The sequence below is a fragment of the Brucella sp. BE17 genome (assembly GCF_039545455.1).
Classification (GTDB): Bacteria; Pseudomonadota; Alphaproteobacteria; order Rhizobiales; family Rhizobiaceae; genus Brucella.
The window spans coordinates 227,333-251,934 of record NZ_CP154467.1 but is presented as its reverse complement, the minus strand read 5'-3'; the positions used below and the strand labels follow the sequence as shown (position 1 = coordinate 251,934).

Genomic DNA, 24,602 nt, shown 5'->3' with positions numbered 1-24,602 from the left:
TTGCTTATGCGATCCATCCAGCACGTGCCAATCAAAAAACATAAGCCAAAGCAATAGAATCGATTAGATCGGTAAACAGAGGTTCAAAAGCTTGACTCCTGTCGCCCCTTGGGATCACAATAGAACACATCATGAACATTGTGGAGGTCGCAATGCGGATCACAGGCAAGCTCGATTATCTGGAAATGCCGGCGGCAAACGGGTCGCTCGATGCGGCCAAAAGTTTCTATGCCCGCGCCTTCGGCTGGAGTTTTGTCGATTATGGCCCAACCTATTCCGCCTATAGCGAGGGGCTGGACGGTGGTTTTGACGCCGATCCTTCAGCCTCAACCAAACCGCTACCGGTGCTTTACGCCGCTAATCTCGAAAACACGCTCGATGCGGTGACAGAAGCGGGCGGCGCCATCGTCAAGCCGATCTTTTCGTTTCCGGGCGGGCGGCGCTTTCATTTCACCGACCCGGCAGGCAATGAGCTGGCCGTGTGGAGTGAGAAATGATCAAAGCAGTTCCAGAATAAAATGACCGCTCCAACTTTTTTCTTGTCGCATTCTCCGAAAGCATCGAAGCAGGACCAGAACTCAGCCCATTGAACAGATTTCCTTGCCAAAATGCTACCCACTTTTGGTTTAAAATGCTCGATTATGCGTTGAACAAAAAATGATTATGCCAAAGCAGGAGTTTTGAGGTAAGACCCCTCAAGTTAGACAGCAGCCTGGAATATTCAAAAAATGGACTGGTTCATTATCGTCTTCTTCACGTTCAAGCTTGTCGTGTTAGGTACAGGCATGTTCTTCGCCATCAAGTGGCATTACGATCAAGGCAAGAAAAAATAACGAAACCTGCCAACGGCAATCGCCCGCTAATAAACAGCCCCTCTCCCTCAAGTCGGAGTGTGGAGCACGGACTTATCAGCTTGCCTCGCGCAACCGTTCCGCCGTCTGCAGATCGACGGAGACGAGCTGGCTCACGCCTTGTTCACCCATGGTCACACCGAACAGTCGGTCCATACGCGCCATGGTGATCGGGTTATGCGTGATGACCACGAAGCGCGTTTCGGTCGAGGCGGCCATTTCATCCATCAGGTTGCAATAACGCTCGACATTATGGTCATCGAGCGGTGCATCCACTTCGTCGAGCACGCATATGGGTGCGGGATTGGTGAGGAAGACGGCAAAGATCAGCGCCATGGCGGTCAATGCCTGCTCGCCACCTGATAAAAGCGTCATGGTCTGCGGCTTCTTGCCCGGAGGACGCGCCAGAATTTCAAGACCGGCATCAAGCGGATCATCGCTTTCAATGAGTTGGAGTTCCGCCGTACCGCCGCCAAACAGATGCGTGAACAGGCGCTGGAACTGCGCATTGACCACCTCGAAGGCGGCAAGCAAACGCTCGCGGCCTTCGCGGTTGAGGCTCTGGATTGCCTGCCGCAGTTTCTTGATCGCCTCGATAACATCCTCACGCTCTGAAACCAATAAGTCTAGACGCTCGGAAAGCTCCTGACTTTCTTCCTCGGCGCGCAGATTGACAGCACCAAGCCGCTCACGCTCTATTTTCAGCCGCTCTAACTGCCGTTCGAGCTGATCGGGATCGGGCAGAGGTTCATCGGCCGAGAGGCCCGCATGGCGAATTGCCTCATGCGGTGGGCAATTGAGCGCCTCGATGATGCGCGCTTCAGCGTCCTTGCGCCGTTCTTCCGCTGCCGTCAGCCGCTCCTCGGCGCGCGCGCGCTGCTCACGGCTTGAGGCAAGCTGCTGAATGGCAAGTGTTGCTGCCTTGTCGAGTTCAGCTTGTGCAGCTTCAGCTTGCACAAGATTATCCGCCGCCTGTTTGCGGCGCGCATCGGCCTGTGACAATTCATTGAGAAGCGCGCGGCGGCGTTCCTCGATTTCGTCGGGGGCTTCCTCCAAACCTTCCGCCTCGTCGGCAGTCTCAGCGCGCCGTTCATTGAGGGCCGTAATGTGAAGGTCAGCATTTTCAGCACGGGAAATCCAGTTGCGTCGTTCAAGTGCAATCATATCTAGGCGGCGCAGCCGTGCATCTGCCTCGCGGCGCAGCCCTTCATAGGTGGCGCGCGCTTCGGCAAGGGCAGCCCGATCAGTCTGTACTTCTACGGTCAATGCCGAGAGCCGCTGCGCGATACCGCCCAGATCGGGCATTTCGCCAAGTCGGTCCTCAGCCTCTACAACCGCGGCCTGTGCCTCCTCAAGATTCTCTTCAAGCCGCGCCTTGGCTTCATCAAGTGTTGAACGGCGAGTAGCAAGTTCGCCTGCCGCACGTTCTGCGACGGCAAGCGCCTCGCGTGCTTCATCGAGCTTGCGTTGATTGCCGCGCCACTGATCACGCGCAACGCGCTCATGTTCAACGGCTTCGTGCAGCGATGCCTCAGCGTGGTGCACAACACGTTCTGCATCTTCCGCGCGGCTGCGCGCAGAAACCGCATCCGCTTCAAGTTCCACCAGACGGTTTTTCTGCGCCAAGCGTTGCGCAGCAGGCGTCGGTGCATCCGCACTCGCCGTATAGCCATCCCAGCGCCAAAAGGCACCCTTTTTGCTCACCAGCCGCTGACCCGGACGCAACAACGCCTGAAGCCGTTTGCCATCAACCTCGGACACCACACCGACCTGCGCGAGCCTACGGCGCAATTGCTGCGGGCCTTCCACCAGCCTGTCAAGCGGTGTCACCCCTTCGGGCAAGGAAGGATCACCCTCACGGGACGGATTATAGGCCCAAAAGACCGGTGCAGTGTCATCGCTTGCCGCATCGAGGTCTTCACCAAGTGCCGCACCAAGCGCTACCTCATAGCCCTTCTCCACCGTCAGTTCTTCAACCACCGGCGGGTATTGCCCAGTCTCACCGGCATTGAGAATGCGCGCCAAGGTCTGCGCTTCGGTTTCGATGCGGCTAATTTCGGTTCGCGCCTCGCTCAAGGGCTGGCGGCTTGCAGCTTCAGCCTCGCGCGCACCCGCCACCAGTTCTTCTGCAGCAATGACCGCTTCTTCGGCGGCAAAAAGCGCATCAGTGCAGGCATCGACCACGATCCGCTTTTCCGCCGGATCAAAAAGCCCACCGATCTGTTCGGCGACCACGGCAAGATCGCGCTCGATCGTACTCATCTGCGCGGAGAGACGGCTGCGGCGCTCCTGCGTTTCCTTCAGTGCCCGCTCGATCTGCGCGCGTTCGGCGGCAGCTTCCGCGCGTTCGGCGGTCACACGCGCCAAGGCATTTTCGCTGTCGTTGAGGCGGATTTCCGCTTCCTCAAACAGGGCGCGTATTTCCTCATCACGATCGCTCGAGGCCTCATTGGATGCGACGAGCTCCTGCTCCTCCGCATCAAGCCGCGCCAGAATATCAGAATTCTCGCGCAGCATCACCTCTTCACGGACTATGTCGGCAGTCAGTTGTTCAAGCCGCTTCATCAGTTCTGCACGGCGCAAACGGATGCGATCGTCTTCGTCATCAAGCTGCGTACGGGCGATGGAAAGTCGTTGCAGTGCCGCAGCGGCATTGGCCTCCGCATCACGCAATTCCGGCAATTTATGCGCGCCGACTGCCTGATCACGCGCCGCCTTCATCTGCGTTTGCGCCATCTCGCCCACTGCCGAGGTGGCGACGGCAAGCGCGCTTTGAGCCTCACCTTCCTGAGTCTTGGCCTGCGCCCAGCGCAAATGCAGGAGGGCTGCTTCCGCACGACGGATATCCGCCGACAGTCCCTTAAAGCGATTGGCCTGGCGTGCCTGACGTTTCAGGCTTTCGATCTGGCTACCCAGTTCGCCCACCACATCTTCGAGGCGTTCGAGATTGGTCTCAGCGGCACGCAGACGCAGTTCCGCCTCGTGGCGGCGCGTATGCAGGCCCGAAATGCCAGCCGCCTCTTCCAGAAGTGCGCGGCGCGCCTGTGGTTTGGCCTGGATCAGCTCACCGATCCGCCCTTGACCAACCATCGATGGCGAACGCGCGCCGGTTGACTGGTCGGCAAAAAGAAGCTGCACATCCTTGGCGCGCGCTTCCTTGCCGTTGATGCGATAGACGGACCCCGCCTCGCGCTCGATGCGGCGCGAAACCTGCAATTCGTCCTGATCATTATAGGTTGCAGGCGCAGTGCGGTCTAAATTATCGAGAAAAAGCGTCACCTCCGCACTATTGCGCGCCGGCCGCGTAGCAGAACCTGAAAAAATGACGTCATCCATGCCGGAAGCGCGCATGTTTTTGTATGAGTTTTCACCCATTACCCAGCGCAACGCCTCGACCAGATTGGACTTGCCGCAACCGTTCGGACCAACCACGCCGGTCAAACCGCTTTCAATGACGAATTCCATCGGCTCGACGAAGGACTTGAACCCAAGAAGACGCAGTTTTGAGAAACGCATCAGACCGCGCCTCTCTCAAAAGTAGCAGAAACGAAAAAAGCGGACGCAAAAATGCGCCCGCTTTTCATCCTGAAAACCGGATCAGAGAAGCTTGTCGATGATTGCCGACATCTGCTCAACCGAAAGCGCTCCCGCATATTTCTCACCGTTGATAAAGAAGGTTGGCGTCGCCGTCACGCCAAATTCCTTCGATCCGCGGTCCATTATTGCTCTCACATCATCGAGAACTTGCTGGTTCGTCAAGCAAGCCTTGAACGACTCCTGTGTAAAACCGGCAAGTTTTGCAATTTGTAGTAGTGCCGCCTCGCCGTCCTCAGCCGTTGCCCACTGCTGCTGCTGCTTGAAGAATACGTCGACCATGGGGAAATAGCGGTCTTCGGGTGCGCAGCGCGCCAGCATGAAAGCAGCTGTCGCACGCGGATCGAACGGGAATTCGCGGAAAATGAGCCGCGCCTTGCCCGTGTCGATATATTTTTCCTTGATTTTGGGAAACGTATTGATCGTGAATTCTGCGCAATGCGGGCACGTCACCGACGCATATTCGACGATGGTAACAGGCGCGTCTTCCTTGCCGTAAACCATATCCTTGAGCTTGCCGGGTTCAGCAATCTTGGCCGGATCGACATTGCCATCGGATTTCGGGGCCTGCGCGTGCGCACTGCCGCCGATAGCCAGTCCGGCAGCGGCCGCTCCGGCGAGAGAAATGACGTGTCTGCGATTAAGCGTGGCAGGCATGCGAATCATCCAGTCCTGTTTCATTCGTTGAAATTGGCATAAAGTTTAGAGCATTCCTGCACAAGACAGCCATCTTAAAATGTTTAAATTAAGGTTTTTATTATTTAGATTTCAACTAGCCAGACGATGTGCTGCCTGATGATTTCCCCTTACCTAACAGCCCAAAACTCCCTTTGATTCTATTGAATAATTCCACGTCTTCCCTTCACCTTTTCACCCCATAATCACCGTCCAAATCTTCCCACCAAAAGTAGCCACAGGTTCCTCGACGGTACTGAGGCGAGAATCGACACCTTTAAGCTAGCGAATGACTTCATCCAAGGCTCAGTCGGCCTTTTCTTGCTTGTCATATTGCTGTTTCCTGCCATCACGCGCCCGATCCATGTCTGTGATGATCTGGTCGATCTTGCCTTCGACACGGCCAATCGCTCTATCCTGTCCCGCCTCCGTCATCCCCCCGCAATCCACCTTTTTCCCATATGCATAATCGCCCAGATGCATATTCATGTTGGGAGTTCCTTTTAGGCAAAAGAAAAGGCTCCGCGATTGCCGGACCTACTTGATTGATGAGAAAAGCTTTTTTACCAAGGCTTGTGTAAAAGAGATTGCCTGCCTAAAACCACCGCATGATTACATTCACTTGGTGGGAAGCCATCATCATTATCACGGCTATCTATTGGCCAATTACGGCATTGGTTTCGATAGCAATAGTCGCTACGGCATTCATGGGAACAAAGCGTATCGGCTGGAGGCTGGTTTGGTCGATCTTGGCAATAGGGCTACTCATTCCTAGTGTATGGCTTTATTTAATCGCCTAAATCTGCACCTGTGATCTACCTCAGAAACACATGACGATCCCTCCACTTCACCACGTTACCGGCAAGCGCCGTGACGGGGATAGTCCTTCCCTGCCCACGTCTCCGCCCTATCTCACATTAGCGCACGGGTGTTAGGCCCCCACCCGCCATTGTGTAGTTCCGGCGCCCCTCGTTGCCGGGGTTCTCCTTTGTGCCCAGTCCGGCTATGCTGTTTTCCACAACGTGCCGATTGGAAATCTGCAATGCGCCCACTCTTACTCATAGCTACAATCGGTACAGCTTTTGTTGCAGCATACTTCATGATGCCGCCCATTACGATTGGAGAACGCGGTCAGGGCGGCTATGAAGGTCCGAGCACCTTGACCGAAGCAGATATTCAAAAATCCGCGCAAGAGGCAGAAGACGCGGTAAGACGAGCCGAAGAGGTCGTAAACAGATTAAACGAGATCAAGAACAGATGATAAGACCGCCCGCCTCAAGGTCGGTTGTGGCAACAAGATGATTTTACGGCAGGTCAGCGTGACGGATTGCGCCAGTGAAAGAAGCAGATATATACAGTAAAATAGATAGTTTCTGCTGGTTGCAAGACCACTGCCTTTGGTATATCTCACACGGAGTGTGGGCATTGGGGGTGCCGAAAATGACTGCGTACAATGATGATGCCGCGTATTTATATCGCGGAGATCCTTTGAGATTTAGAGATATAATACAATCTCAACCCTTAATTCCTTACGATCAGTTGGACGACTTCTCTCTAACAAAAGAAGATTATAAATCTAAGTATACATCCATCTTAGAAAAGGGATGGAAGTTACAAAATATTGTCTATCCTTTGAGCAAAAATTTTTCATGGGATAGTTATAGTCGATCTCAGCGTTACCATATTCATGCATGGGACCCGCTTTCTATATTATTACCGTCTTATGAGATTTTCTCGGATGAGCGCGCTTTAAGAATCAGTATAGATGTAGCCCGCTATTGGCTAGATTCATTTCAAGTTCAATATTTTCAGAACGATATAGAAGAAGGTCTTGATGCCGCACTGGCTGATGAAAGCACGATGGCTTGGTATGACATGTCCGTGGGACAAAGAATTCCGCGTCATGCATTTCTTTTAGACATAGTGGCACGACAGAAGGGGCATGAGACACTATTCTCTGATCTGTTTCGCTCCTTGATTTTTCAATTGGAAATGCTTTCCAGGGACAGCTTCTGGCAGGGGCATAATAACCACGGGCTGTATCAGGCCCTTGGTCATCTAGCAGCGGCCCGTAGGTTTAGATTTTTACCCGGCTTCGAAAGCTATTATGACCTCGCTCAGCAACGCACAGACGTCATGCTTAGGAAACAGTTCTTTCCATCCGGAATTCACTCCGAACATTCACCTGCTTATCACAAAATGGTCCTGCGTTCGGTTTCTGGAGCACTGAGAAGCGGCCTAATAGAAGATCCGGCGTTAGCTTTAATGCTGGAGCATTCAGAAGATGCCCTTCAATGGATGGCCGCACCAGACAATTCTTTAACCACATTTGGTGACACGGATCACATCCAAGATAAAATGCTTAAGGGTTTTCGCCCAAGTGGATTAAAGGCTTATGATGACGCGGGATATGTTTTTGCAAGAAAACCCGGCCCGGAAGACGCCTCCAACGACAGCTACTTTGCTCAAATGGCAGCGTTTCACTCTCGTACCCATAAGCATGCAGACCACTTGACTTTCATATGGCACGATCAGGGACGCCCGATCCTGATCGATCCAGGCCGTTACGGATATGGTCCCAAAACCGTTCTCGGTGACGAATTATCAATGGCGGGTTTTTTCTATTCCGACCCCGAACGCCGATATGTTGAAAGCACTAGAGCGCATAATTGCGTCGAGATCGATGCAGCAGATTACAAAAGAAAAGGCGCAAAACCTTTTGGTTCGGCGCTCCTTTTTGCTCAGCAAAAAGATAATCTGTGGCTTACGCTTTGTGAGGTCCGCCACCAAAGTGTACGCCATTTTCGTTCGATATTCGTTGCTCCTGGCACGTTTCTTCTTGTCGTTGACTGGCTCAAAGACGGTAAAGACGAGGCGCATGATTATAGACAGTGGTTCCAGTTGGCACCAAAATGGACTGCGTGTTCAACAGGAAATATCCTATCCGCCGAGAACGGTGGGCACAAACTTTCCGCCGTCAACCTGATACCCGACACCGTGATAAGCCCAGTTTATCTGGGACAAAAAGAGCCTATGCAAGGTTGGAATTCTCCACGCGCTGGCGAATTGCAACCAACTTCTTCTTTCAACTTCGCGCACCATGGCGTTGAGGCAAGGTTCGCTTCTCTGTTCTGTTTGTCCGATACGGTGAACGTTGAGAAGGCTTCCTTCAACGGGATATTGAGCAAAGGGGACATAAGCTGGAGCACAGCATCACAGCATCACCGGCTTCGGTTCAGTCGAGACGGGTCCTCGCTCTCGGCTGAATTGGATCAGACCGACAAATCACCGAAGCGTTGGCTATCGTTTCTGCGGCGTAAAACGCAATAACTCAGAGCAGACAACACTGGTATCCAGGGGCATACCTTATGAAAAACTCATCTCGTGGAATCTCCACTTCGGGTACCTTCAAAACGATTGCAAAAAAGGCGTGGAAATTAATTCCTTCATCGTTACGAATAAAAGTCCCCTATGCAGCAAAAGTCAGAATTCGAGAAATGGCTACATCAGGGCATGAAGCCAGACTACAGCAAGAAACCCAAAAGCTAGCACATACCTCGCGTCTACTACAGCAAGAAACCCAAAAGCTAGCACATACCTCGCGTCTACTACAGCAAGAAACCCAAAAGCTAGCACATACCTCGCGTTTACTGGTTGCAGAGCAAAGGGCGCTGAGCGAAATTACGCAACATTCAAACAAAATTGCAGATGAAATTTCTCGCATCCTGGAGCACATGGACGCTTCTTCTGACGAAATGTCAGATTTGGCGTCGCTCGCAGTTAAACTGGCCCCCACCCCCAGTGCAATCAATACAGCACTTCAACTAAGCGAGCGCTCTGATCTTGATACTGGCCAAGAGATGCTAAGGAACATTCTGGCAGAACTTCAACAGCGAAACGTTCCTGAATCCTCCGCCAGCTTCAAAGCGTTGAAGCGATCGGATTCATACTTGATCTCTGTGCTGGACGATATTCCGGCCCGAGACAAACAGCAGCCCAAAGGCAGGGTCTCCAAACTCCTTTATATCCTCAACAACAGCCTGCCCTACTCGTCAAATGGTTATGCAACGAGAAGCCACGGTGTTATCAGGGGATTTGAGGAAACCGATCTTGACGTCGTTGTTTATACACGAGCGGGCTATCCGAAAGATATGGCTACCACAGAGAACCCGGACGCTGTACAGCCGTGTGACGCCGTGGACGGAGTTTCATATCATCGAATAGAAACACCAACCATCCGAACGCACTTTGGTAAAGATTACATTGCAGAGGCGACCAAATCGATCCGAACTGTAATAGAAAAGGAACGTCCTGCATACGTGATGGCCGCCTCCAATCATCGCAATGCGCTACCTGCATTGATTGCGGCCAGAGAATGCGGTCTTCCTTTTGTCTACGAGGTTAGAGGTTTCTGGGAAATCACACGCGCGTCCCGCGAACCAGGATTCAGCGATAGTGTAAATTTTCAAGCGCAGGTTGCCTTAGAAAGTAAAACAGCCCAAGAGGCTGACCTTGTGCTTACCCTCAACTCTGGAATGAAGGCAGAGCTCATTAAAAGAGGTGTATCCTCCAATAAGATTCTTCTTCTCCCAAATTCAGTGGAGCCAAATCTGTTTCCTCCACTTAATCGTAATGTCGAGTTGGCCAAAGATCTGAGAATTCCAGACGGTATTCCCGTTATAGGATACATCGGCACTTTCGTTGATTACGAAGGATTGGATGATCTGAGCCGCGCCTGCGCGATATTGAAGGAACAGGGAATAGAGTTTCGTCTTCTTTTGGTTGGCAACGACAATCCATCGTCTTTGTCTCTGACTGGAAGCGTCACAGACCTTATTCGTAAATGCGCAGATGATGGCGGGTTTTCAGACTGGTTAATCATGCCAGGTCGCGTACCGTTTGACAAAGTGCGAGATTACTATTCTCTGGTTGACATTGCCCCTTTCCCACGAAAGCCTTGGAATGTTTGCGAACTGGTTTCCCCGTTAAAACCACTAGAATCTATGATAATGGGAAAACCTGTAGTTGTATCCAACGTTGCAGCCCTCAAGGATATGGTAAGAGACAGAGAAACTGGGCTCATATTCGAAAAAGGAAATGTTCCTTCTTTGGCGGACGTTTTATGCAAGCTGATAAATTCTCCCGACCTACGGCACAAACTTGGCATGAACGCGCGCGAATGGGTTACTTCATTCAGAACATGGGAATACTCGGTTTCACAAGTCGCGCCCGCTATTAAAAGTCTTTATGATGAGACTTCAACTGTTGAAGAGAATGACGTAAAGTCAGCTTAGGTTCATGACAAGCTAACTCGCACGCTACTCAAACACTTGCAAATGACTTAGGAGCACGTCGACTGTGGGCTGCTCACGTTCGCCCAATTGCACATTGTCGAGTTCAGCAAGGGCATATGCCCAGGCATGATCGCGCCTGACGCTGTCCCCAAATTTTATCCAGTTTTGATTTCGCTTCAGCGGTTTTGGGTTGCTGTGTTTCGGGTGATAGTGGCGGGTTGCGGTGCGGAGCCACTTCATCTGCACACCGCATCACGTTACGAGCTGATAGTCTGTGCTCACTCGGCAGGTGTCAGCCAGCCGAGACCAGAATGCGGTGGATGGTCGTTGTGATCTCTCCGCAGATTGAAAGCGCTAAGCGAGCATATAGCAGTGACGAGAATAGGGATTCATTCAGGAATTCATCTCGCAGCCGTCCATTGAAGCTTTCTATGAAAGCCTTCTCGGTGGGTTTTCCGGGCGCAATGTAGTGCCAAACCACTTTGATCCGATCCGTCTATTGCAGGATCGGGTTGCGGGTGATTTCGCTGCCATCTTCACTGATGGTCATTGTGGGTTTGTCACGTTCCTCAATAATCCGGTTGGAGTGCCCCCATTTCACCAAACAGTTCGGCTATTGAGACAATGCTTTGATGAACTCCCTCGTGCAATCATTGACGACAGTCAGAATCCGAAACCTGCGCCCATCAATAAGAGACCCGAAACGAAGTCCAGGGACCAACGATCATTGGCTACCACCTGGATCAACATAAGTGCATGTCTGCCTAACGCTCTCTTCCTGCCGCCGCGCGTTTGCATAATGCAGCTTCTCCTCCCTGTAGAGTTGGAAGAGCCCTTTATGGTTCACAAGATATTCGGAAGTTACCCGTAAACAGCACAAGCTTATTATGGAAAAGGTTTTGGCGACAAACGCCAATAAGTCTTTATCGGTTTTCACCCAGGATGTTATTCAAGAGGCACGAAACTCCGGGGATGGCGGAGAATTTTCTCAAGGCAATACGAGGATTGTTCTCATGGGGCACGAATATGCGTTTCGTCAAAATAGACCCGACATTAGACGTCGATCTGCCTGAGTACAAAACATCAGGTTTTGCGGGCTGGTCTTTTGATGATGTAATATTATTCCGCAAAGCACACGTCATAGGAACACATGAGCGCTTTGCCACGGAGCTTATGCTCTTGGCTGGACTTCGCCGCTCTAATGTTGTGCGTATCGGCCGACAGCATATATCTGGGCGCATCCTTACGACGGAGTCTGCAGAGACCGGCACGAGCGTTACAGTGGAACTATCTGACGATCTTGGCTCGATGATCCATGCAATGCTAAGGCGTGGTATGCACCTGATAGAAGGGTATCGCGGCGATACTCGCACAAACGGAGGTTTTTGGGAATTGGTTCCGCGATGCCTGTTTGGATGCTGGTGTGAATAAGTCTGCCCATGGGCTTCAGAAACTAAGCGCCATGTTTGCGACAGAAGGCGATGCGGCCACCCATCAGCTTCTCGCGCAGTATGGTTAGACGAATATATCAACAGCCGAAATCCATACCAAGGGAGTGGATCGGCACCGCCTCGAACTTGAAGCAAGCCGGATCGTTGCCGACTAAATCCAGAACATCCCCCTACCTCCAATACAAGTGAGGCGAGATCTTCAAAAAAAGACAATAAAATCAATAATAAAAAATAGGACTTATTCCTGCACAAGACTTGCATCAAATTTATGGCACAGCTTTGCACGCGCAAAACCTGCTACGCCTCGTCTCACCCGCTCTTTTTGCCAGAGCAGCGCTTTTCAGCGAGAATGTTCTTGCCGAGCCTCGCAAGCGCTATACGCAGCGCATCATCCTCGATCTCGCCGGTGACCTGATCAATACGGCGTTCTTCGGACGGTGCCAGCGGCGCGAGGCGCTTTTGTTTCGGCCTCACCGGCAACACCGGAGGCTTCTGCTCGATCTTGATACGCCCTATAGCGGAAAACCCCAGAAAACCGTTAACCCGCGCAATAACCTCCCCCGTCTCGTGTGAAAGCTGCAAGGCGGCAAAGCCTTCACAAGCGATGACCAATGTCGCAGGTTTGAAGGGGTCGTCTTCGTGCATGCGTCGCGGCCACACAATGCGCAGCGGTCGAGATTGCGCGCCAATAGCAGGGCCGACGATATCTTCCCATGATTGCAGCAGAGCAATATTGATACCGGCGCGTTTTTGCAGCATCGGATCCATCAAGGCCGATGTCATATCCGCCAGTGGTCGAAAACCGCGCTTTTTCCTGCCGTCACTCATCGCGTGCCATTATAGCCGCGAAACCACTCCACAAACAAAGGAATACCGTCATCAAGCGAAGTCTTGGGGGAAAAGCCGAGATCGCGCGCGGCGAGCGCAATATCTGCATAGGTGCGCTGAACGTCGGCTGCGGGCATCGGTTCCAGCTTGCGGATCGCTTCACGCCCTGTAGCCCTCTCGATTGTTGCGATGAAGTCGCCCAGCATGACCGGGCGATTATTGCCGAGATTATAGACCGGAGCCGTATCGTCAGGCTTTTCCAGAATACGGTTTAACGCTCCCACAACACCACTGACGATATCGTCGACAAAGGTAAAATCGCGCTGCATTTCACCATCATTGAAGACACGGATTGTCTCGCCTTTCAGGATCGCATCGGTGAAAAGCCACGGCGCCATATCGGGCCGGCCATAGGGACCATAGACAGTGAAAAAACGCAGGCCCGTCGATGCAAGCCCATGCACATGACGGTAGGACAAGGCCAATAATTCGCCAGAACGTTTGGTCGCAGCATAGACCGAAACCGGATGATCGACGGCATCACTTTCCGAAAAAGGGATTTTTTCGTTGGCACCATAGACCGAGGATGAGCTGGCGTAGACGACCGGCGGGCGTTTTGGAAGTTTGAGCGCCGTCTCAAAAACCGTCACCTGTCCCATGACGTTGGAAGAAACGTAAGCCAACGGATTTTCGATGGAATAGCGCACGCCCGCTTGTGCCGCCAAATGTACAATAACGTCTGCATCACTGTCCGCGCCAATGGCCGTAGCAAGTGCCTGAGGATCAGCAATATCCGCCTTTCCAAAGCGAAAACCATCACGGTGGCGCAATTGCTGAAGGCGTGCTTCTTTCAGTTCGACCGGATAATAATCGTTGAGATTATCGATGCCAATCACCTGCCAGCCCGCGTCCAGAAGGCGGCGCGTCGTGTGGAAGCCGATAAAGCCCGCAACACCCGTAACAATAGCTTTCATGCTAAAGCTCTCATGTTTTTGCCTTTTCGGAACAGAAATAGGCACTCAACCCGGCCCGCCGCACTGCCATGACGCGCCGCGCCGCGGCCGCATTAAGCGCTGCCAGAAAGAACATGGCCGATGAAATCGTGACTTCGTGTAAAAGAGGGTTGTGCAACATGCCGTAGCTACCACAGATAGTTGCGAAATAAAGCAAGGCGCGACGCATCGCCCAGCTGGCGGCGGTCCGCCACAGGTAGGCCAAGATGGACAGGAATGCGCCCGCCATGAAAATCAGTCCGACGATTCCATCATTGAGCAATTCATCAAGAATGGTATTATGGACGTGGCGGAAGCCGGAGAGAAGCGATCGCTGATCGCCAGCCTCGCTGCGCACGGCATCCATCTTGGCATAAGAACCAACCCCCGCAACAGGGTTTTGCTTGATGATACGCGCAGCACCATGCCACATCACGCCGCGAATATCTGCGGACATCTTGTCTTCCCATTTCGAGCTGTCGCCGCTGTCGTAATATTCCACCATGCCGTAAAAGCGCTTGGAAAGAATATCGCCGACCGGCCCCACCACTACGAGTGCGGCCAGTGCCACTAAAAGCGCGAGATAGACCGCACCTTGCTGACGGATACTGTAGCGTTTGAGAAACAGGATAATTTCCACGGCTGCAAAAACCGGCAGAACCACAATCACCGCCCGCGTTTCCGAGGTCAGCACCGCCACAAGCCCCAGAACCAACCAATGCGGACCATTGGCGAGATAGCGTGGAGCGCGGTGTAGAGGGATCACGGCGGAAATTGCAGTCACCCCGGCAACAAAGGCAAACACCGCCTGATTGCCGCCGATGCCGATACGCTGACCGGTAGTGACAGCAAGGAAAACGGCAGCGATTGCCGCGCCGATGATGCCGATACGCGATCCAAGCACATAAGCGCGCAGAGGATCGTGAATAAGCACCATTCCAGACCCGGCAAAGGCAAACATCGTCAATAGAAGCGTGTAGCCAATCTGACGATTGCCCTCAAAGGGTTCACCGCGAAAAAGAATAAGTCCCAACGACCAAACGGCGTAGAGCAGAACAAAAACATAGAATTTCTTGCAGAACAGGCGCGCGCTGGCGTGACGCCCGCAGGAAAGATAAATACCGATGCAGGAAAATACGAACAGGACCAACGGCCCCAGGCCAACGCGTAACGGCATGGCGGCAGCACCGACACCAAGCACCCATAGATCGACCCGGCGGCGAAATAGAAAAGATTTTTTAAAATAGCTCAATCCACAACCTCTTTAAGGCTCCCCCGCCGCAATGCATAAATGATTCGTCTAATATATTCCGTAGCTCTGAAAAACAGAGTCGTCAGCCTTTTATAAGCTGGCAAGCGCTTTTTAGCGTAATCAGCGCGGCCTGTCACAATTGTCGAGACCGCAATATCGGAAAATTGAACGACCGGCTGGTCGGTCGTAAAAATTTCGTAATTACCAGCCCAACCTCTTTCGAGCGCAATGTCGTAAGGCACGCGCATGGGACGGATTGCCTCAACCAGCTTGCCTGCCCCTTTACGGGTGAGCGCATAGGCGGCGGAACTGCCGAGCGGCCCATGCAGGCAACGTCCGATGGTGAAGTCATTATTGACTTGCCTGAATGAACGGAAAGCAGATGTGCGATGATTGACGAGCTTGACGGCATCCCATCCGACAAGCTTTGTAAGTTTCTCGATAAAAGGCACGAAGGAAGGCGTAAACACCACATCATCCTCGACCAGAACCGCGAAAGGCTCCGGTGCATCTGCAATGATATCAAGCGCACGAATATGACTGAAATAGCAGCCGATTTCCGCTGGCATTGCGATCTTGCCGTGACAACGGCGAAAGCCAGCGTCATCGAAATCGCCAAGTTCATCGGGCGTCAGCAATTTTCCTTCCACTGCCTCGACACGACGCAGATCGATGGAAAAAGCTTTCGCGCTTTCCTGCAACCGCTCCCACCTGTCCCGTGAACGGTCAAGATTGATGACATAAACAGGGATGGATAGACGCTCGCTCACTCATGCTCTTTCCCAGGATGCGCCGCAGCGCAAAACCCGTTTTGCCAGATGCTTATGATCCGGCTTTACTATAGTCGGGTTTTCATTAACAACTGCAAAACATCGCACCAAGCAGAAAGCCCGTTTCGCCGTTGAAGAAAGCCCGCCCGCTCATCGCCCCGCAAAAGGCCACCGAAGTAGCCGCGATCGGTCAAAAACTACTGGCCTGGTATGACCGTCATCACCGTGTCCTGCCTTGGCGCGTAACACCAGCTCAACAGGCACAAGGGGTAAGGCCCGATCCCTATCGCATATGGCTGTCGGAAATCATGCTGCAACAAACGACAGTGGAAGCGGTGAAGAATTATTTCAATGCTTTTGTGGCGCGCTGGCCAAGCGTTCTGTCGATGTCCAGAGCCAGCGAGGACGATATTTTGCGCGCGTGGGCGGGGCTTGGCTATTACTCACGTGCGCGCAACCTCAAGAAATGCGCCGATATCGTTGCATTACAGCATGCCGGGAATTTTCCGAACAGCGCGGCCAGCCTCAAGGAATTGCCCGGGGTCGGAGATTATACCTCCGCCGCAATCGCAGCCATTGCCTTTAATGAAGCGGTGGCCGTGGTCGACGGCAATGTCGAGCGTGTCATCTCACGGCTTTATGTGATCGATACGCCGCTTCCCGCTGCCAAGCCCCAAATCCGTGCTATAATGGCAGCTCTCACGCCATCCGGTCGCCCTGGCGATTTCGCGCAGGCCATGATGGATTTAGGTGCAACCATCTGCACGCCGCGCAGACCTGCCTGCGTACTCTGCCCCGTCAATGATAATTGCCAGGCCCTTTCAGCCCGCGACCCTGAATATTTTCCGGTCAAGGCGCCCAAGGCGGAAAAGCCACTACGCACCGGTGCGGCATTCGTGGCGATTGCCAATGACGGTGCTATTTTGTTGCGCAAGCGCGAGGGAAAGGGTCTGCTTGCAGGTATGAGCGAAGTACCGGGAAGCGTCTGGACGGCGCGGATCGACGGTGACGCTACTGTCGACGCCGCGCCCTTTAAAGCTCAATGGGTGTCGGCGGGCCAAATCAGCCATATTTTTACACATTTCGAGCTTCACCTGACGATTTTCTATGCACAGAATGTGACCAAATCCGCTGCAAAAGAGGGTTGGTGGTCGTCACCACAAGAGCTTGCCGGCGAAGCGCTGCCGACAGTGATGAAGAAGGCCATTACCGCTGCCGTGCCAGACGCGTTCAAAAAGCCAAAGGCTTGAACGGAAAGACGCCCGAAGCAGATTGCTTGGGGCGTCTTTTAATCAGACTTTGCTGGAGGTCGTCTGAACTTAAGAGAGCGTTTCGACCTGATTTTATCACATCGGCGCTCTATCGCGTTGATTTGACGCGCATCTTATCCAAAAACTCTTTCAGACTTTTTGGATGCGCTCTAATTTATGCGCCCGCTGCTGCCATCTCGCTACGGATCACGGTGCGCAGATCATCAATGGACTTCAAAGTTCCGTTTTCCTCGTAATGCCAGAAGGTCCAGCCGTTGCATGCATCGAAACCCTGCACCTTTGCCCCCATGCGATGGATGGAGCCGGCCTCGCCATTGGCGGCCAGCGTTCCGTCGGCGCGCACGATTGCCGCAAAACGACGGCGCGCATCGCACAAAACCGTGCCCGGACGCAAAAGACCAGCTTCAATGATGCTGGTGAAAGCCACACGCGGTTCCGCGCGTTTTCCCGTCATAACGGTCAGTTCTGCCTTGCCGAGCGGTTCGACTGCAGCGATACGCGCGGTTGCAGCGTCAATATAGGTCTGCTCGCGCTCGATGCCGACAAAATGACGGCCAAGGCGCTTTGCCACAGCACCTGTGGTACCGGAACCAAAAAACGGGTCAAGCACGATATCGCCGGGCTTGCTCGACGCCATCATGATGCGGGCAAGCAATGCTTCGGGCTTCTGTGTCGGATGGACCTTATCGCCGTTTTCGTCCTTGAGACGTTCTGAGCCGGTGCAGATCGGAAACAGCCAGTCCGAGCGCATCTGCACATCGTCGTTGGCCGCTTTCATCGCCTCGTAATTAAAAGTATAGCCCTTGCTCTTCTGATCGCGCGAGGCCCAGATCATCGTCTCATGCGCGTTCTGAAAACGGCGTCCTCGAAAATTCGGCATCGGGTTGGTCTTGCGCCAGACAATGTCATTGAGCAACCAGAATCCCAGATCCTGCAATTGCGTACCGACGCGGAAAATATTGTGGTAGGAACCGATGACCCAGATGGTGCCATTGGGTTTTAACACGCGGCGGCAGGCAAGCAGCCAGGCACGGGTAAACGCATCGTAAGCCTGAAAGCTTTCAAACTGGTCCCAATGGTCATCTACTGCATTGACCATAGACTGGTCGGGGCGATGCAAATCGCCGCCAAGCTGGAGATTATAGGGCGGATCGGCAAAGATCACATCGACGGACTGATCCGGCAGGCGCTCCAGGGCCGAAACACAATCACCCTTGATGATGGAATCGATCCAGGCGGTGCGTGGGGCCTCAATGGGCAACTCATGTGCAAGACGTACTAGGGACATGGGATACTCGGTTACCTGTGGACGCAAAACTTGTCCTTATGGTTACCGGACAGGGTAAATATGCCGTTAACGCCAACTAATTGAAATCGTAAACTTTTTCTTAAATCTTCAATGAAGACCCGCCATTGCTGGCTTTTTCTGGCCAGAACGGTCAAGCAAAAAATGCATTTAGTATTCTAACGCCATCATGCGAATACCAATCCCACACCCACTATTGATTGACCCATGCTAAGCTATGGTTATTCCTTTAGGCTTATAATGAGGGGCAACTATATGGTGAAAGCAGTCTGATATGGATTTTGCGCGCTTGCGCCACAACCGGTTTCTCCGGGTACTTTTCGTGCCTTTCCGGCTTCGCGCCGTGGTACGTGGCAATGAGCTCGGTCTTGCGGTGGCGGGCGCAGTCATCGGTGTAATCTCGGCACTTGCGGTCGCTATCATCGGTGGCATCTCGCAATGGATGCATCAGGCGTTGTTTTCGCTTTCATCGGACGAAAGACTGAGTTCCGCAACATCGTTTCATCCAAGCGCCTATATAGCACCACTTGCCGGCGGCGTGCTGACGGGCATCGTCATCTGGATATTGGCACGCTGGCGCAAACGTCCCATCGTCGACCCCATCGAAGCCAATGCGCTGCATGGCGGACGTCTGTCTCTGACCGACAGTTTCATTCTGGTCGGACAAAACCTTGTTTCCAACGGATTTGGGGCGTCCGTCGGGCTGGAAGCCGCCTATACGCAGCTTGCAAGCGGCTTTGCCTCGCGCATTGGCCGCGCTATGAAATTGCGCCGCGCCGATCTGCGCACGCTGGTCGGCTGCGGAGCGGCAGCAGCCATCGCCAGCGCCTTCAACGCTCCCCTGACCGGGGCGTTTTATGCTTTTGAGCTGATCATCGGCGTTTACTCCATCGCCACGCTGACGCCCGTGGTCGTTGCGGCCATCGTCGGAACCCTTGTGACACAGGCCATTGGCGAGGCGCCCTTCGTCATCGATATAGGCGCAATCGACACCATCACGCCACGCGATTACCTGCCGGCACTTCTGCTTGGACTGCTCGCGGCCAGTATCGGCATTTCCATTATGCGCAGTGTCACCTTCGTTGAAAAGATCACCCGACAGAGTGCGTTGCCCAACATTTTCACACCGGCCATCGGCGGCGCACTGGTCGGCATGATCGCTTTCTTTTCTCCGCAGGTTTTGGCCTCCGGCCATGGCGCGCTGCATATCGATCTCCATGCAAATCTTGCCATTCCGGTTTTGCTGCTGCTCATTTTGACCAAATCGCTGGCTTCAGCCATTTCCATCGGTACGGGCTTTCGTGGCGGCTTGTTCTTTGCCTCGCTGTTTCTGGGCGCGCTGACCGGCAAGCTTTTTGCGGCAGTTGCCGCCCTCATCCTCCCCACGGGCCTAGCCCTTGCGCCGGAAGTCTACGCCGTCATCGGCATGAGCGCACTCGCTGTCGCCGTGGTCGGTGGGCCGATGACCATGACATTTCTGGCGCTGGAACTGACCGGCGACTTTCCCATATCCATGGTGGTACTGGGAGCGGTAGTGTCATCGTCTCTGCTTGTGAGAAAGACGTTTGGTTATTCCTTCGCAACCTGGCGCTTTCATCTGCGGGGCGAATCCATTCGCTCCGCGCATGATGTCGGCTGGATCCGTGATCTCACGGTGAGCCGTATGATGCGCCACGATGTGCGCACGGTGCTGATCGATACAGATATTGAAACGTTTCGTCATGATTTTCCGCTCGGTTCCACGCAGCGCGTCATCGCGGTGGATGCGCAAGGGCGTTATGTCGGCATGATCCCGGTGCCGGAAGTCTATGCCGACAGTTTCGAAAGCCCTGACAATCCGCACAACATCGCAGATCTGCTCAAATATCAGAACGAATTCCTGCTGCCGCAGATGAACGCCAAGGAAGCGGTAGCACGCTTTGACCGTGCGGAAAGCGAAGCTCTCGCCGTCATCAACAATGCGCAGGAGCGCAAGGTCATGGGACTGTTGAGTGAAGCCCACACATTACGCCGGTACAGTGAAGAACTCGACCGCAGAAGGCGCGAAGTGTCGGGCGAAACATTCTAAATGTGAATGTTACTACGTCGGTCGCGGCTTGCACGGAAAGATGCATTTCAGGCAAATTTTAGCGCGGCAGTATCGGGCAAGCGTCGGTGAGCCTATGCTACCGCCTTACCGGCGACACCCAATGATCCGCTTACTATCGGCGGATCACCGCCTCGGTGCGAAATAGATCAGCTGCGCCCCTCAGAACCGATCTTTCCTGACCCTAGTGGATTGAATTTGACATTTGAATCCCGCATTCCAACACCACTCTCTCAAATGTCAAATTCAAAAAATCCACTAGAAACATAAGCGTGCTAGTGGTTTTAATGATTCCAACATTTGCTCTCAGGGGACGGAGTGACGGGATGCAAATGTTGGAATCAAACCACTAGTTTCTTCCGATTAGTTAGCTTCGTAAACTTTTTTACCCGCAAAGTAAGTTTCTAGAACTTTAGTATCCTTAATTGCATCAACCTCAACATTGAGAACATCACGGTCTACGATAATAAAATCAGCTTGCTTCCCAACTGATAGGGTACCTATTTTATCAGCTAAACCAATCGCCTGAGCAGCATGGCGCGTATAGGCTAGCAGCATTGTAACTACGTCTAGTTTTTCTGCGGGATTCAAACCGCCGTCAGGACCTTGGCGGGTCATGCCATGGTGCATGGCTTCCCATGGGTTAGCCGTAGAGATTGGCCAGTCACTAGCCCCGGCTATAATCGTGTTATGGTTCTGCAAAGAACGTGCAGGATACTGACCCTGGAAGTCAACTTCGCTGATGTAAGGCTTAACGAGGTCTATCAAATAATTATCCATCTCCGCCCAATGCAACTGCATCACTGCAATGATGTTAAGCGGTGCAAGACGTGAGTAATCTTCTTTGTTGACCAGCTGCAAATGCGTAATAGAGTGCGAAACACCGCTATCCCGCTTTTTACGCACAGCTTCGAATGCATCAAGGGACTCTCGAACAGCCCTGTCGCCTAAAGCATGAATATGTACAAGCCAATTACGTTCATCAGCAGCGTCCACTAACGTTTGCAAGCCTGGACGGGTGAGCAACATTTCACCTTGTTTTCCAGTATTTTTATACTTCCCTAATATAGCTGCGCTCTGAGCAGGATACTCCAAAACTCCGTCAGCAAATATTTTGATGCCCGGAAGAGAGAGATTGTCTACATCAGCAAATTGCATGCGAATTGTATCGAGGTGATCAAGATCGGACGCATCGCTCAATGGACTTGCTACCAGCAATGCAGCCACATGAGCGCTCAACTCTCCATTTTTGCTTAAAAAGCGGTAAGCTGGCAGAATACCGGTTCCAGAACTCGCGGGAGCGCGCGAAAACAGTGCTTCGCCCGGCCCCGCATTGGCTGCCGGATCCATCCACGCTGTTATACCGTATTCATTGAATTTCTTGATTGCATATCTTGCAGCATTCAGCAGAGTTTCATCATCGGGTGATGGCATATGCGTCGTTACTAAATCAACACCGGCATCAATAAGAACACCCGTGGGCTCATTATGTTTATCCGACTGAACAAGATGCATCTCATCGGGCGTAAGTCGACCAACATAAGCAGTATCTATTCCGACTTTATCAAGCATAGCCCGATTAGCCCAGGCCGTATGGAGATCCGACCCCATTAAGACCAATGGCTTATCTTGCCAAATGCCAGCATCAAATACTTTTCGTAATTCTTCAGGATTACTCCAGGTATCAGGATTGGTGCCAAAAATTACAAAAGGTTCGTTCGCATTGATATCAGATTGCTTATACCACTCCTCAACTTTCTGAGAGAGTACAGTATTATCAAATTTTTCATCTTCTAGATTTGGAGATATTTCCGCGAGAGCGCCAATTATAGCATGCACGTGCGCATCGATAAGACCGGGCAGCATGTGCTGCCCTTGCAGATCGACAACCCGCGTTTCTGGTCCTTTGTATTCGAGAATTTTTCGATCTTCGCCTATTGCTAAGATACGACCGTTCTCAACCGCAATTGCTTGTGCTGTTGGGCTATCTGGATCTGCCGTAAATATCTGCGCATTAATAAAGATAGTTTCGGGGGCTGAATGCGCAGACTGATACCCAAGAGCGAGAAAAAATAATACAGATTTAATGAAAATGAGCACTCTGAAAGGAATCATCCGACACACCTTAAGATAAATGATACCAAGTAATTTAAACCAGTATCGTATAATTTCTTATTATAAAACAATTTATTTCAAATATATTATTTATTTTTACAGAGTATTTCGATTGTTCGGCTGAATCGCCTTTGAGCAGAACAGTGCACCTCAGCAAGGTGGAGATTCACACACCGATCGGTCGTGAGCCTCCATATTTAAAGGGAGAACTGCAAAACTGGCGTTACTTCAACGCGCATCGCAGAACTGGTGACATATCAGGCTCGGCTCCTGCTGCCACACCAGATCACCAAGGGAGTCGTGGCGGGCTTCGACCGTGCGGAAAGTGAAGCTACACGTGGCGATGCTGAAGTGAAGAACCCGACCACAGTCGATGCGAAGTGGATGGTGAAGTGGCTGGCGAAGTTTGACGAGACAGCGTGAAAGGTGTAGCCCATCGGCAGTCAATCCGGTCGGCATCACTGTCGCGACCGGTCAAATTATTCCTTCCGGTAAAGGCTAAAATCATGGCGGCTGTGTCCCTCATCATCTTCGATTGCGATGGCGTTCTGGTGGATTCGGAAATCATTGCGGCGGAAGTGGAATCAGCGCTTCTGAGCGACGCCGGATATCAGATCGCGCCCGATGAAATGGCCGAACGCTTCGCCGGTCTCACATGGCAGGACATTCTGTTGACCGTCGAACGCGAAGCAGGCATTCCACTCTCCGCCTCTCTGCTCGACAAATCTCAACAGATTCTCGATGAGCGCCTCAAGAACGAAGTACAGGCGGTTGAGGATATCGTCGAAGTGGTCTCGGCGCTCAAACTGCCAAAATGCATTGGCTCCAACTCGAGCAGCCAGCGCCTCGAACTCATGCTGAAGCGCGTCGGACTTTACGACCTGTTTAAGCCGAATATTTTCTCGGCAAAGGAAGTCGGCGCCAAGAAGCCAAAGCCCGCCCCCGACGTCTTCCTTTATGCCGCAAAGCAGTTCGATGCGAACCCACGCAACGTCATCGTCATTGAAGATTCGGTGCACGGCATTCAGGGTGCACGTACAGCGGGCATGAGAGTGATCGGCTTTACCGGCGGCGCGCACACCTATCCGGGTCATGCCGACAAATTGACGGATGCGGGCGCGGAGACGGTCATCCACCGCCACCGTGACCTGCAAGGCGTCATTGATGCCCTATCGGTCTGGAGCGACGAATAATATTCAATAAGCCGTAAAAAACGAAGGGCGCTTCACATGAGCGCCCCTCCCAAACTTACTTCTTTTGCGGCCCTTCGTCGAAGCCGACGAATATTTGCACATTCTGCTTATCCGGTGTCGGCATGGAAATGCCCTTGTCGTTGAAGACAAATTGCGCCGCCGCGTTGCTGTTCATGGTTACCGTCTGCTTGTGCAGCTTGGAATAGATGACCTTATCGCCCTGGCGTACCGCAACGCGAACCGGCATTGTGATGGCCCCGCTCTTGTATTGCGGACCCGGCACGACCTTACCTGCGGCAGCAACATCAATGGTCATTGTACCCTGGCCATACTGGCAGGCACGCGTTACATCGGTGATTGCCGCCTGATAGACGACCTGCGATGGATCCTTGTCGCCGCCTTTGGCGTAGGTGCTGAAATAGGCTGTACCATCCAGAAGTGTCACCGACGGGCAATAGGCACGCAGTTCCGATTCCTTGATGCGCGGCTCACCGGCGAGAGAGGAGTTTGCGGCTTTTTCACCGCCGCTCGTCGTACAGCCTGCAAGCGCTGCAAGCAAAATCGTCCCAAGAACTGGAAACAACGATGAACGATTCTGTGATGCTGTCTGCATAAACCGGTTTCCCTGCACTGATCTGTCTGTTCTCTTGCGCTCTATCACAAAGAAACGCAAAACCGCTTCGCACTTTTGCTGGAAATGCAGCCTCTTTGCTTGTCGCATTATCCAACACAAAACCGCTTCGCACTTTTGCTGGAAATGCTCTATACCACTCCCAAATGCGTAGCGCGATGACGTTTTCCCGTTTTTTAACCGCGAGAGCAAGCCATCCATAAGGGATGTTTTAATTTCTTGCGGCTTTTTTATGGACGCACTATGGCATTTGCAAAACTTTGACGATCGCTGACCCGGAAATGAGAGCCTGA

General features: G+C 52.6%; 20 protein-coding genes and 1 pseudogene. 10 read left to right on the top strand and 11 right to left on the bottom strand.

All coding sequences use genetic code 11. The features are described from left to right. The first annotated feature begins 152 nt into the window (after window positions 1-152). Window positions 153-497 (top strand): VOC family protein, encoded by a 345-nt coding sequence (locus AAIB41_RS01230; protein WP_343314767.1) that lies wholly within the window; start codon window positions 153-155, stop codon window positions 495-497. Between the two features lie 411 nt (window positions 498-908). Here AAIB41_RS01230 and smc read toward each other — a convergent pair whose 3' ends face one another. From smc to AAIB41_RS01215, 3 genes are all read right to left on the bottom strand, one after another. Continuing rightward, entirely contained in the window at window positions 909-4,367 is a 3,459-nt protein-coding gene (gene smc / locus AAIB41_RS01225; protein WP_343313807.1) for a chromosome segregation protein SMC, read from the bottom strand. 81 nt (window positions 4,368-4,448) lie between these two features. Next, entirely contained in the window at window positions 4,449-5,102 is a 654-nt protein-coding gene (locus AAIB41_RS01220; RefSeq protein WP_343313806.1) for a DsbA family protein, read from the bottom strand. 324 nt (window positions 5,103-5,426) lie between these two features. Then, on the bottom strand, window positions 5,427-5,609 hold the full coding sequence (locus AAIB41_RS01215; RefSeq protein WP_343313805.1) for a hypothetical protein: 183 nt from the start codon (window positions 5,607-5,609) through the stop codon (window positions 5,427-5,429). Here AAIB41_RS01215 and AAIB41_RS01210 point away from each other — a divergent pair. The 4 genes from AAIB41_RS01210 to AAIB41_RS01195 all read left to right on the top strand — a co-directional run bounded on the left by AAIB41_RS01210 (window position 5,608) and on the right by AAIB41_RS01195 (window position 10,414). Next, window positions 5,608-5,895, top strand: a complete 288-nt coding sequence (locus tag AAIB41_RS01210) for a hypothetical protein (RefSeq protein ID WP_343313804.1) — start codon at window positions 5,608-5,610, stop codon at window positions 5,893-5,895. The two genes, AAIB41_RS01215 and AAIB41_RS01210, sit on opposite strands and share 2 nt — an antisense overlap. Window positions 5,896-6,162: 267 nt before the next feature. After that, window positions 6,163-6,381: a hypothetical protein gene (locus AAIB41_RS01205; protein WP_343313803.1), complete on the top strand. Its 219-nt coding sequence runs from the start codon at window positions 6,163-6,165 to the stop codon at window positions 6,379-6,381. A 74-nt stretch (window positions 6,382-6,455) separates the two neighbouring features. Continuing rightward, window positions 6,456-8,450, top strand: coding sequence for a heparinase II/III family protein (locus AAIB41_RS01200; protein WP_343313802.1), 1,995 nt, complete (start codon window positions 6,456-6,458; stop codon window positions 8,448-8,450). 38 nt (window positions 8,451-8,488) lie between these two features. Further along, window positions 8,489-10,414 carry a glycosyltransferase gene (locus AAIB41_RS01195; protein ID WP_343313801.1) on the top strand — a complete coding sequence of 642 codons (1,926 nt, stop codon included), beginning with the start codon at window positions 8,489-8,491 and terminating at the stop codon, window positions 10,412-10,414. Between the two features lie 176 nt (window positions 10,415-10,590). On the opposite strand, the pseudogene AAIB41_RS01190 reads toward AAIB41_RS01195, so the two are convergent. Further along, window positions 10,591-11,267 (bottom strand): annotated as a pseudogene (locus AAIB41_RS01190) (integrase core domain-containing protein); the annotation flags it as partial. A gap of 119 nt (window positions 11,268-11,386) precedes the next feature. Here AAIB41_RS01190 and AAIB41_RS01185 point away from each other — a divergent pair. Then, window positions 11,387-11,845, top strand: coding sequence for a hypothetical protein (locus tag AAIB41_RS01185; protein WP_343313800.1), 459 nt, complete (start codon window positions 11,387-11,389; stop codon window positions 11,843-11,845). 329 nt (window positions 11,846-12,174) lie between these two features. On the opposite strand, the gene AAIB41_RS01180 is transcribed toward AAIB41_RS01185, so the two are convergent. The 4 genes from AAIB41_RS01180 to AAIB41_RS01165 are packed head-to-tail and all read right to left on the bottom strand — an operon-like array spanning window position 12,175 to window position 15,707. Then, complete coding sequence (locus tag AAIB41_RS01180; protein ID WP_343313799.1) at window positions 12,175-12,693, bottom strand: DUF721 domain-containing protein; 519 nt, start codon at window positions 12,691-12,693, stop codon at window positions 12,175-12,177. Further along, the gene (locus AAIB41_RS01175; protein WP_343313798.1) at window positions 12,690-13,667 is read right to left on the bottom strand and encodes an NAD-dependent epimerase/dehydratase family protein; all 978 of its coding nucleotides are present in this window, start codon (window positions 13,665-13,667) and stop codon (window positions 12,690-12,692) included. Before AAIB41_RS01175 ends, AAIB41_RS01180 begins: the two co-directional genes overlap by 4 nt. Before the next feature lie 10 nt (window positions 13,668-13,677). Next, on the bottom strand, window positions 13,678-14,937 hold the full coding sequence (locus AAIB41_RS01170) for an O-antigen ligase family protein (protein WP_343313797.1): 1,260 nt from the start codon (window positions 14,935-14,937) through the stop codon (window positions 13,678-13,680). Next, complete coding sequence (locus AAIB41_RS01165) at window positions 14,934-15,707, bottom strand: glycosyltransferase family 25 protein (RefSeq protein WP_343313796.1); 774 nt, start codon at window positions 15,705-15,707, stop codon at window positions 14,934-14,936. The genes AAIB41_RS01170 and AAIB41_RS01165 overlap by 4 nt, the downstream gene beginning before the upstream one ends. A gap of 185 nt (window positions 15,708-15,892) precedes the next feature. On the opposite strand from AAIB41_RS01165, the gene mutY reads away from it, so the two are divergent. Next, window positions 15,893-16,957: an A/G-specific adenine glycosylase gene (mutY, locus tag AAIB41_RS01160; RefSeq protein ID WP_343314766.1), complete on the top strand. Its 1,065-nt coding sequence runs from the start codon at window positions 15,893-15,895 to the stop codon at window positions 16,955-16,957. Between the two features lie 175 nt (window positions 16,958-17,132). Here the strand turns inward: mutY and AAIB41_RS01155 are convergent, their stop codons facing one another. Next, a complete protein-coding gene (locus tag AAIB41_RS01155) occupies window positions 17,133-18,266 on the bottom strand; it encodes a site-specific DNA-methyltransferase (RefSeq protein WP_343313795.1) in 1,134 nt (377 codons plus the stop codon). A gap of 292 nt (window positions 18,267-18,558) precedes the next feature. On the opposite strand from AAIB41_RS01155, the gene AAIB41_RS01150 reads away from it, so the two are divergent. Then, the gene (locus AAIB41_RS01150) at window positions 18,559-20,352 is read left to right on the top strand and encodes a chloride channel protein (protein ID WP_343313794.1); all 1,794 of its coding nucleotides are present in this window, start codon (window positions 18,559-18,561) and stop codon (window positions 20,350-20,352) included. Between the two features lie 381 nt (window positions 20,353-20,733). Here the strand turns inward: AAIB41_RS01150 and AAIB41_RS01145 are convergent, their stop codons facing one another. Next, window positions 20,734-22,482, bottom strand: a complete 1,749-nt coding sequence (locus tag AAIB41_RS01145; RefSeq protein ID WP_343314765.1) for an amidohydrolase — start codon at window positions 22,480-22,482, stop codon at window positions 20,734-20,736. A gap of 252 nt (window positions 22,483-22,734) precedes the next feature. On the opposite strand from AAIB41_RS01145, the gene AAIB41_RS01140 reads away from it, so the two are divergent. Together AAIB41_RS01140 and AAIB41_RS01135 are read left to right on the top strand one after the other, a co-directional pair. Further along, window positions 22,735-22,908, top strand: a complete 174-nt coding sequence (locus AAIB41_RS01140) for a hypothetical protein (RefSeq protein WP_343313793.1) — start codon at window positions 22,735-22,737, stop codon at window positions 22,906-22,908. An 83-nt stretch (window positions 22,909-22,991) separates the two neighbouring features. After that, window positions 22,992-23,678 carry an HAD family phosphatase gene (locus AAIB41_RS01135; RefSeq protein WP_343313792.1) on the top strand — a complete coding sequence of 229 codons (687 nt, stop codon included), beginning with the start codon at window positions 22,992-22,994 and terminating at the stop codon, window positions 23,676-23,678. Window positions 23,679-23,733: 55 nt separating this feature from the next. On the opposite strand, the gene AAIB41_RS01130 is transcribed toward AAIB41_RS01135, so the two are convergent. Beyond that, complete coding sequence (locus tag AAIB41_RS01130) at window positions 23,734-24,291, bottom strand: hypothetical protein (RefSeq protein WP_343313791.1); 558 nt, start codon at window positions 24,289-24,291, stop codon at window positions 23,734-23,736. Between the last annotated feature and the right edge of the window lie 311 nt (window positions 24,292-24,602).

Bases quoted from the DNA above. Each gene is read 5' to 3' on its own strand.
- AAIB41_RS01230 (WP_343314767.1), top strand. From the start codon at position 153: ATGCGGATCACAGGCAAGCTCGATTATCTGGAAATGCCGGCGGCAAAC.
- smc (WP_343313807.1), bottom strand. From the start codon at position 4,367: ATGCGTTTCTCAAAACTGCGTCTTCTTGGGTTCAAGTCCTTCGTCGAG.
- AAIB41_RS01220 (WP_343313806.1), bottom strand. From the start codon at position 5,102: ATGCCTGCCACGCTTAATCGCAGACACGTCATTTCTCTCGCCGGAGCG.
- AAIB41_RS01210 (WP_343313804.1), top strand. From the start codon at position 5,608: ATGTTGGGAGTTCCTTTTAGGCAAAAGAAAAGGCTCCGCGATTGCCGG.
- AAIB41_RS01215 (WP_343313805.1), bottom strand. From the start codon at position 5,609: ATGAATATGCATCTGGGCGATTATGCATATGGGAAAAAGGTGGATTGC.
- AAIB41_RS01205 (WP_343313803.1), top strand. From the start codon at position 6,163: ATGCGCCCACTCTTACTCATAGCTACAATCGGTACAGCTTTTGTTGCA.
- AAIB41_RS01195 (WP_343313801.1), top strand. From the start codon at position 8,489: ATGAAAAACTCATCTCGTGGAATCTCCACTTCGGGTACCTTCAAAACG.
- AAIB41_RS01185 (WP_343313800.1), top strand. From the start codon at position 11,387: ATGGCGGAGAATTTTCTCAAGGCAATACGAGGATTGTTCTCATGGGGC.
- AAIB41_RS01180 (WP_343313799.1), bottom strand. From the start codon at position 12,693: ATGAGTGACGGCAGGAAAAAGCGCGGTTTTCGACCACTGGCGGATATG.
- AAIB41_RS01175 (WP_343313798.1), bottom strand. From the start codon at position 13,667: ATGAAAGCTATTGTTACGGGTGTTGCGGGCTTTATCGGCTTCCACACG.
- AAIB41_RS01155 (WP_343313795.1), bottom strand. From the start codon at position 18,266: ATGTCCCTAGTACGTCTTGCACATGAGTTGCCCATTGAGGCCCCACGC.
- AAIB41_RS01150 (WP_343313794.1), top strand. From the start codon at position 18,559: ATGGATTTTGCGCGCTTGCGCCACAACCGGTTTCTCCGGGTACTTTTC.
- AAIB41_RS01135 (WP_343313792.1), top strand. From the start codon at position 22,992: ATGGCGGCTGTGTCCCTCATCATCTTCGATTGCGATGGCGTTCTGGTG.
- AAIB41_RS01130 (WP_343313791.1), bottom strand. From the start codon at position 24,291: ATGCAGACAGCATCACAGAATCGTTCATCGTTGTTTCCAGTTCTTGGG.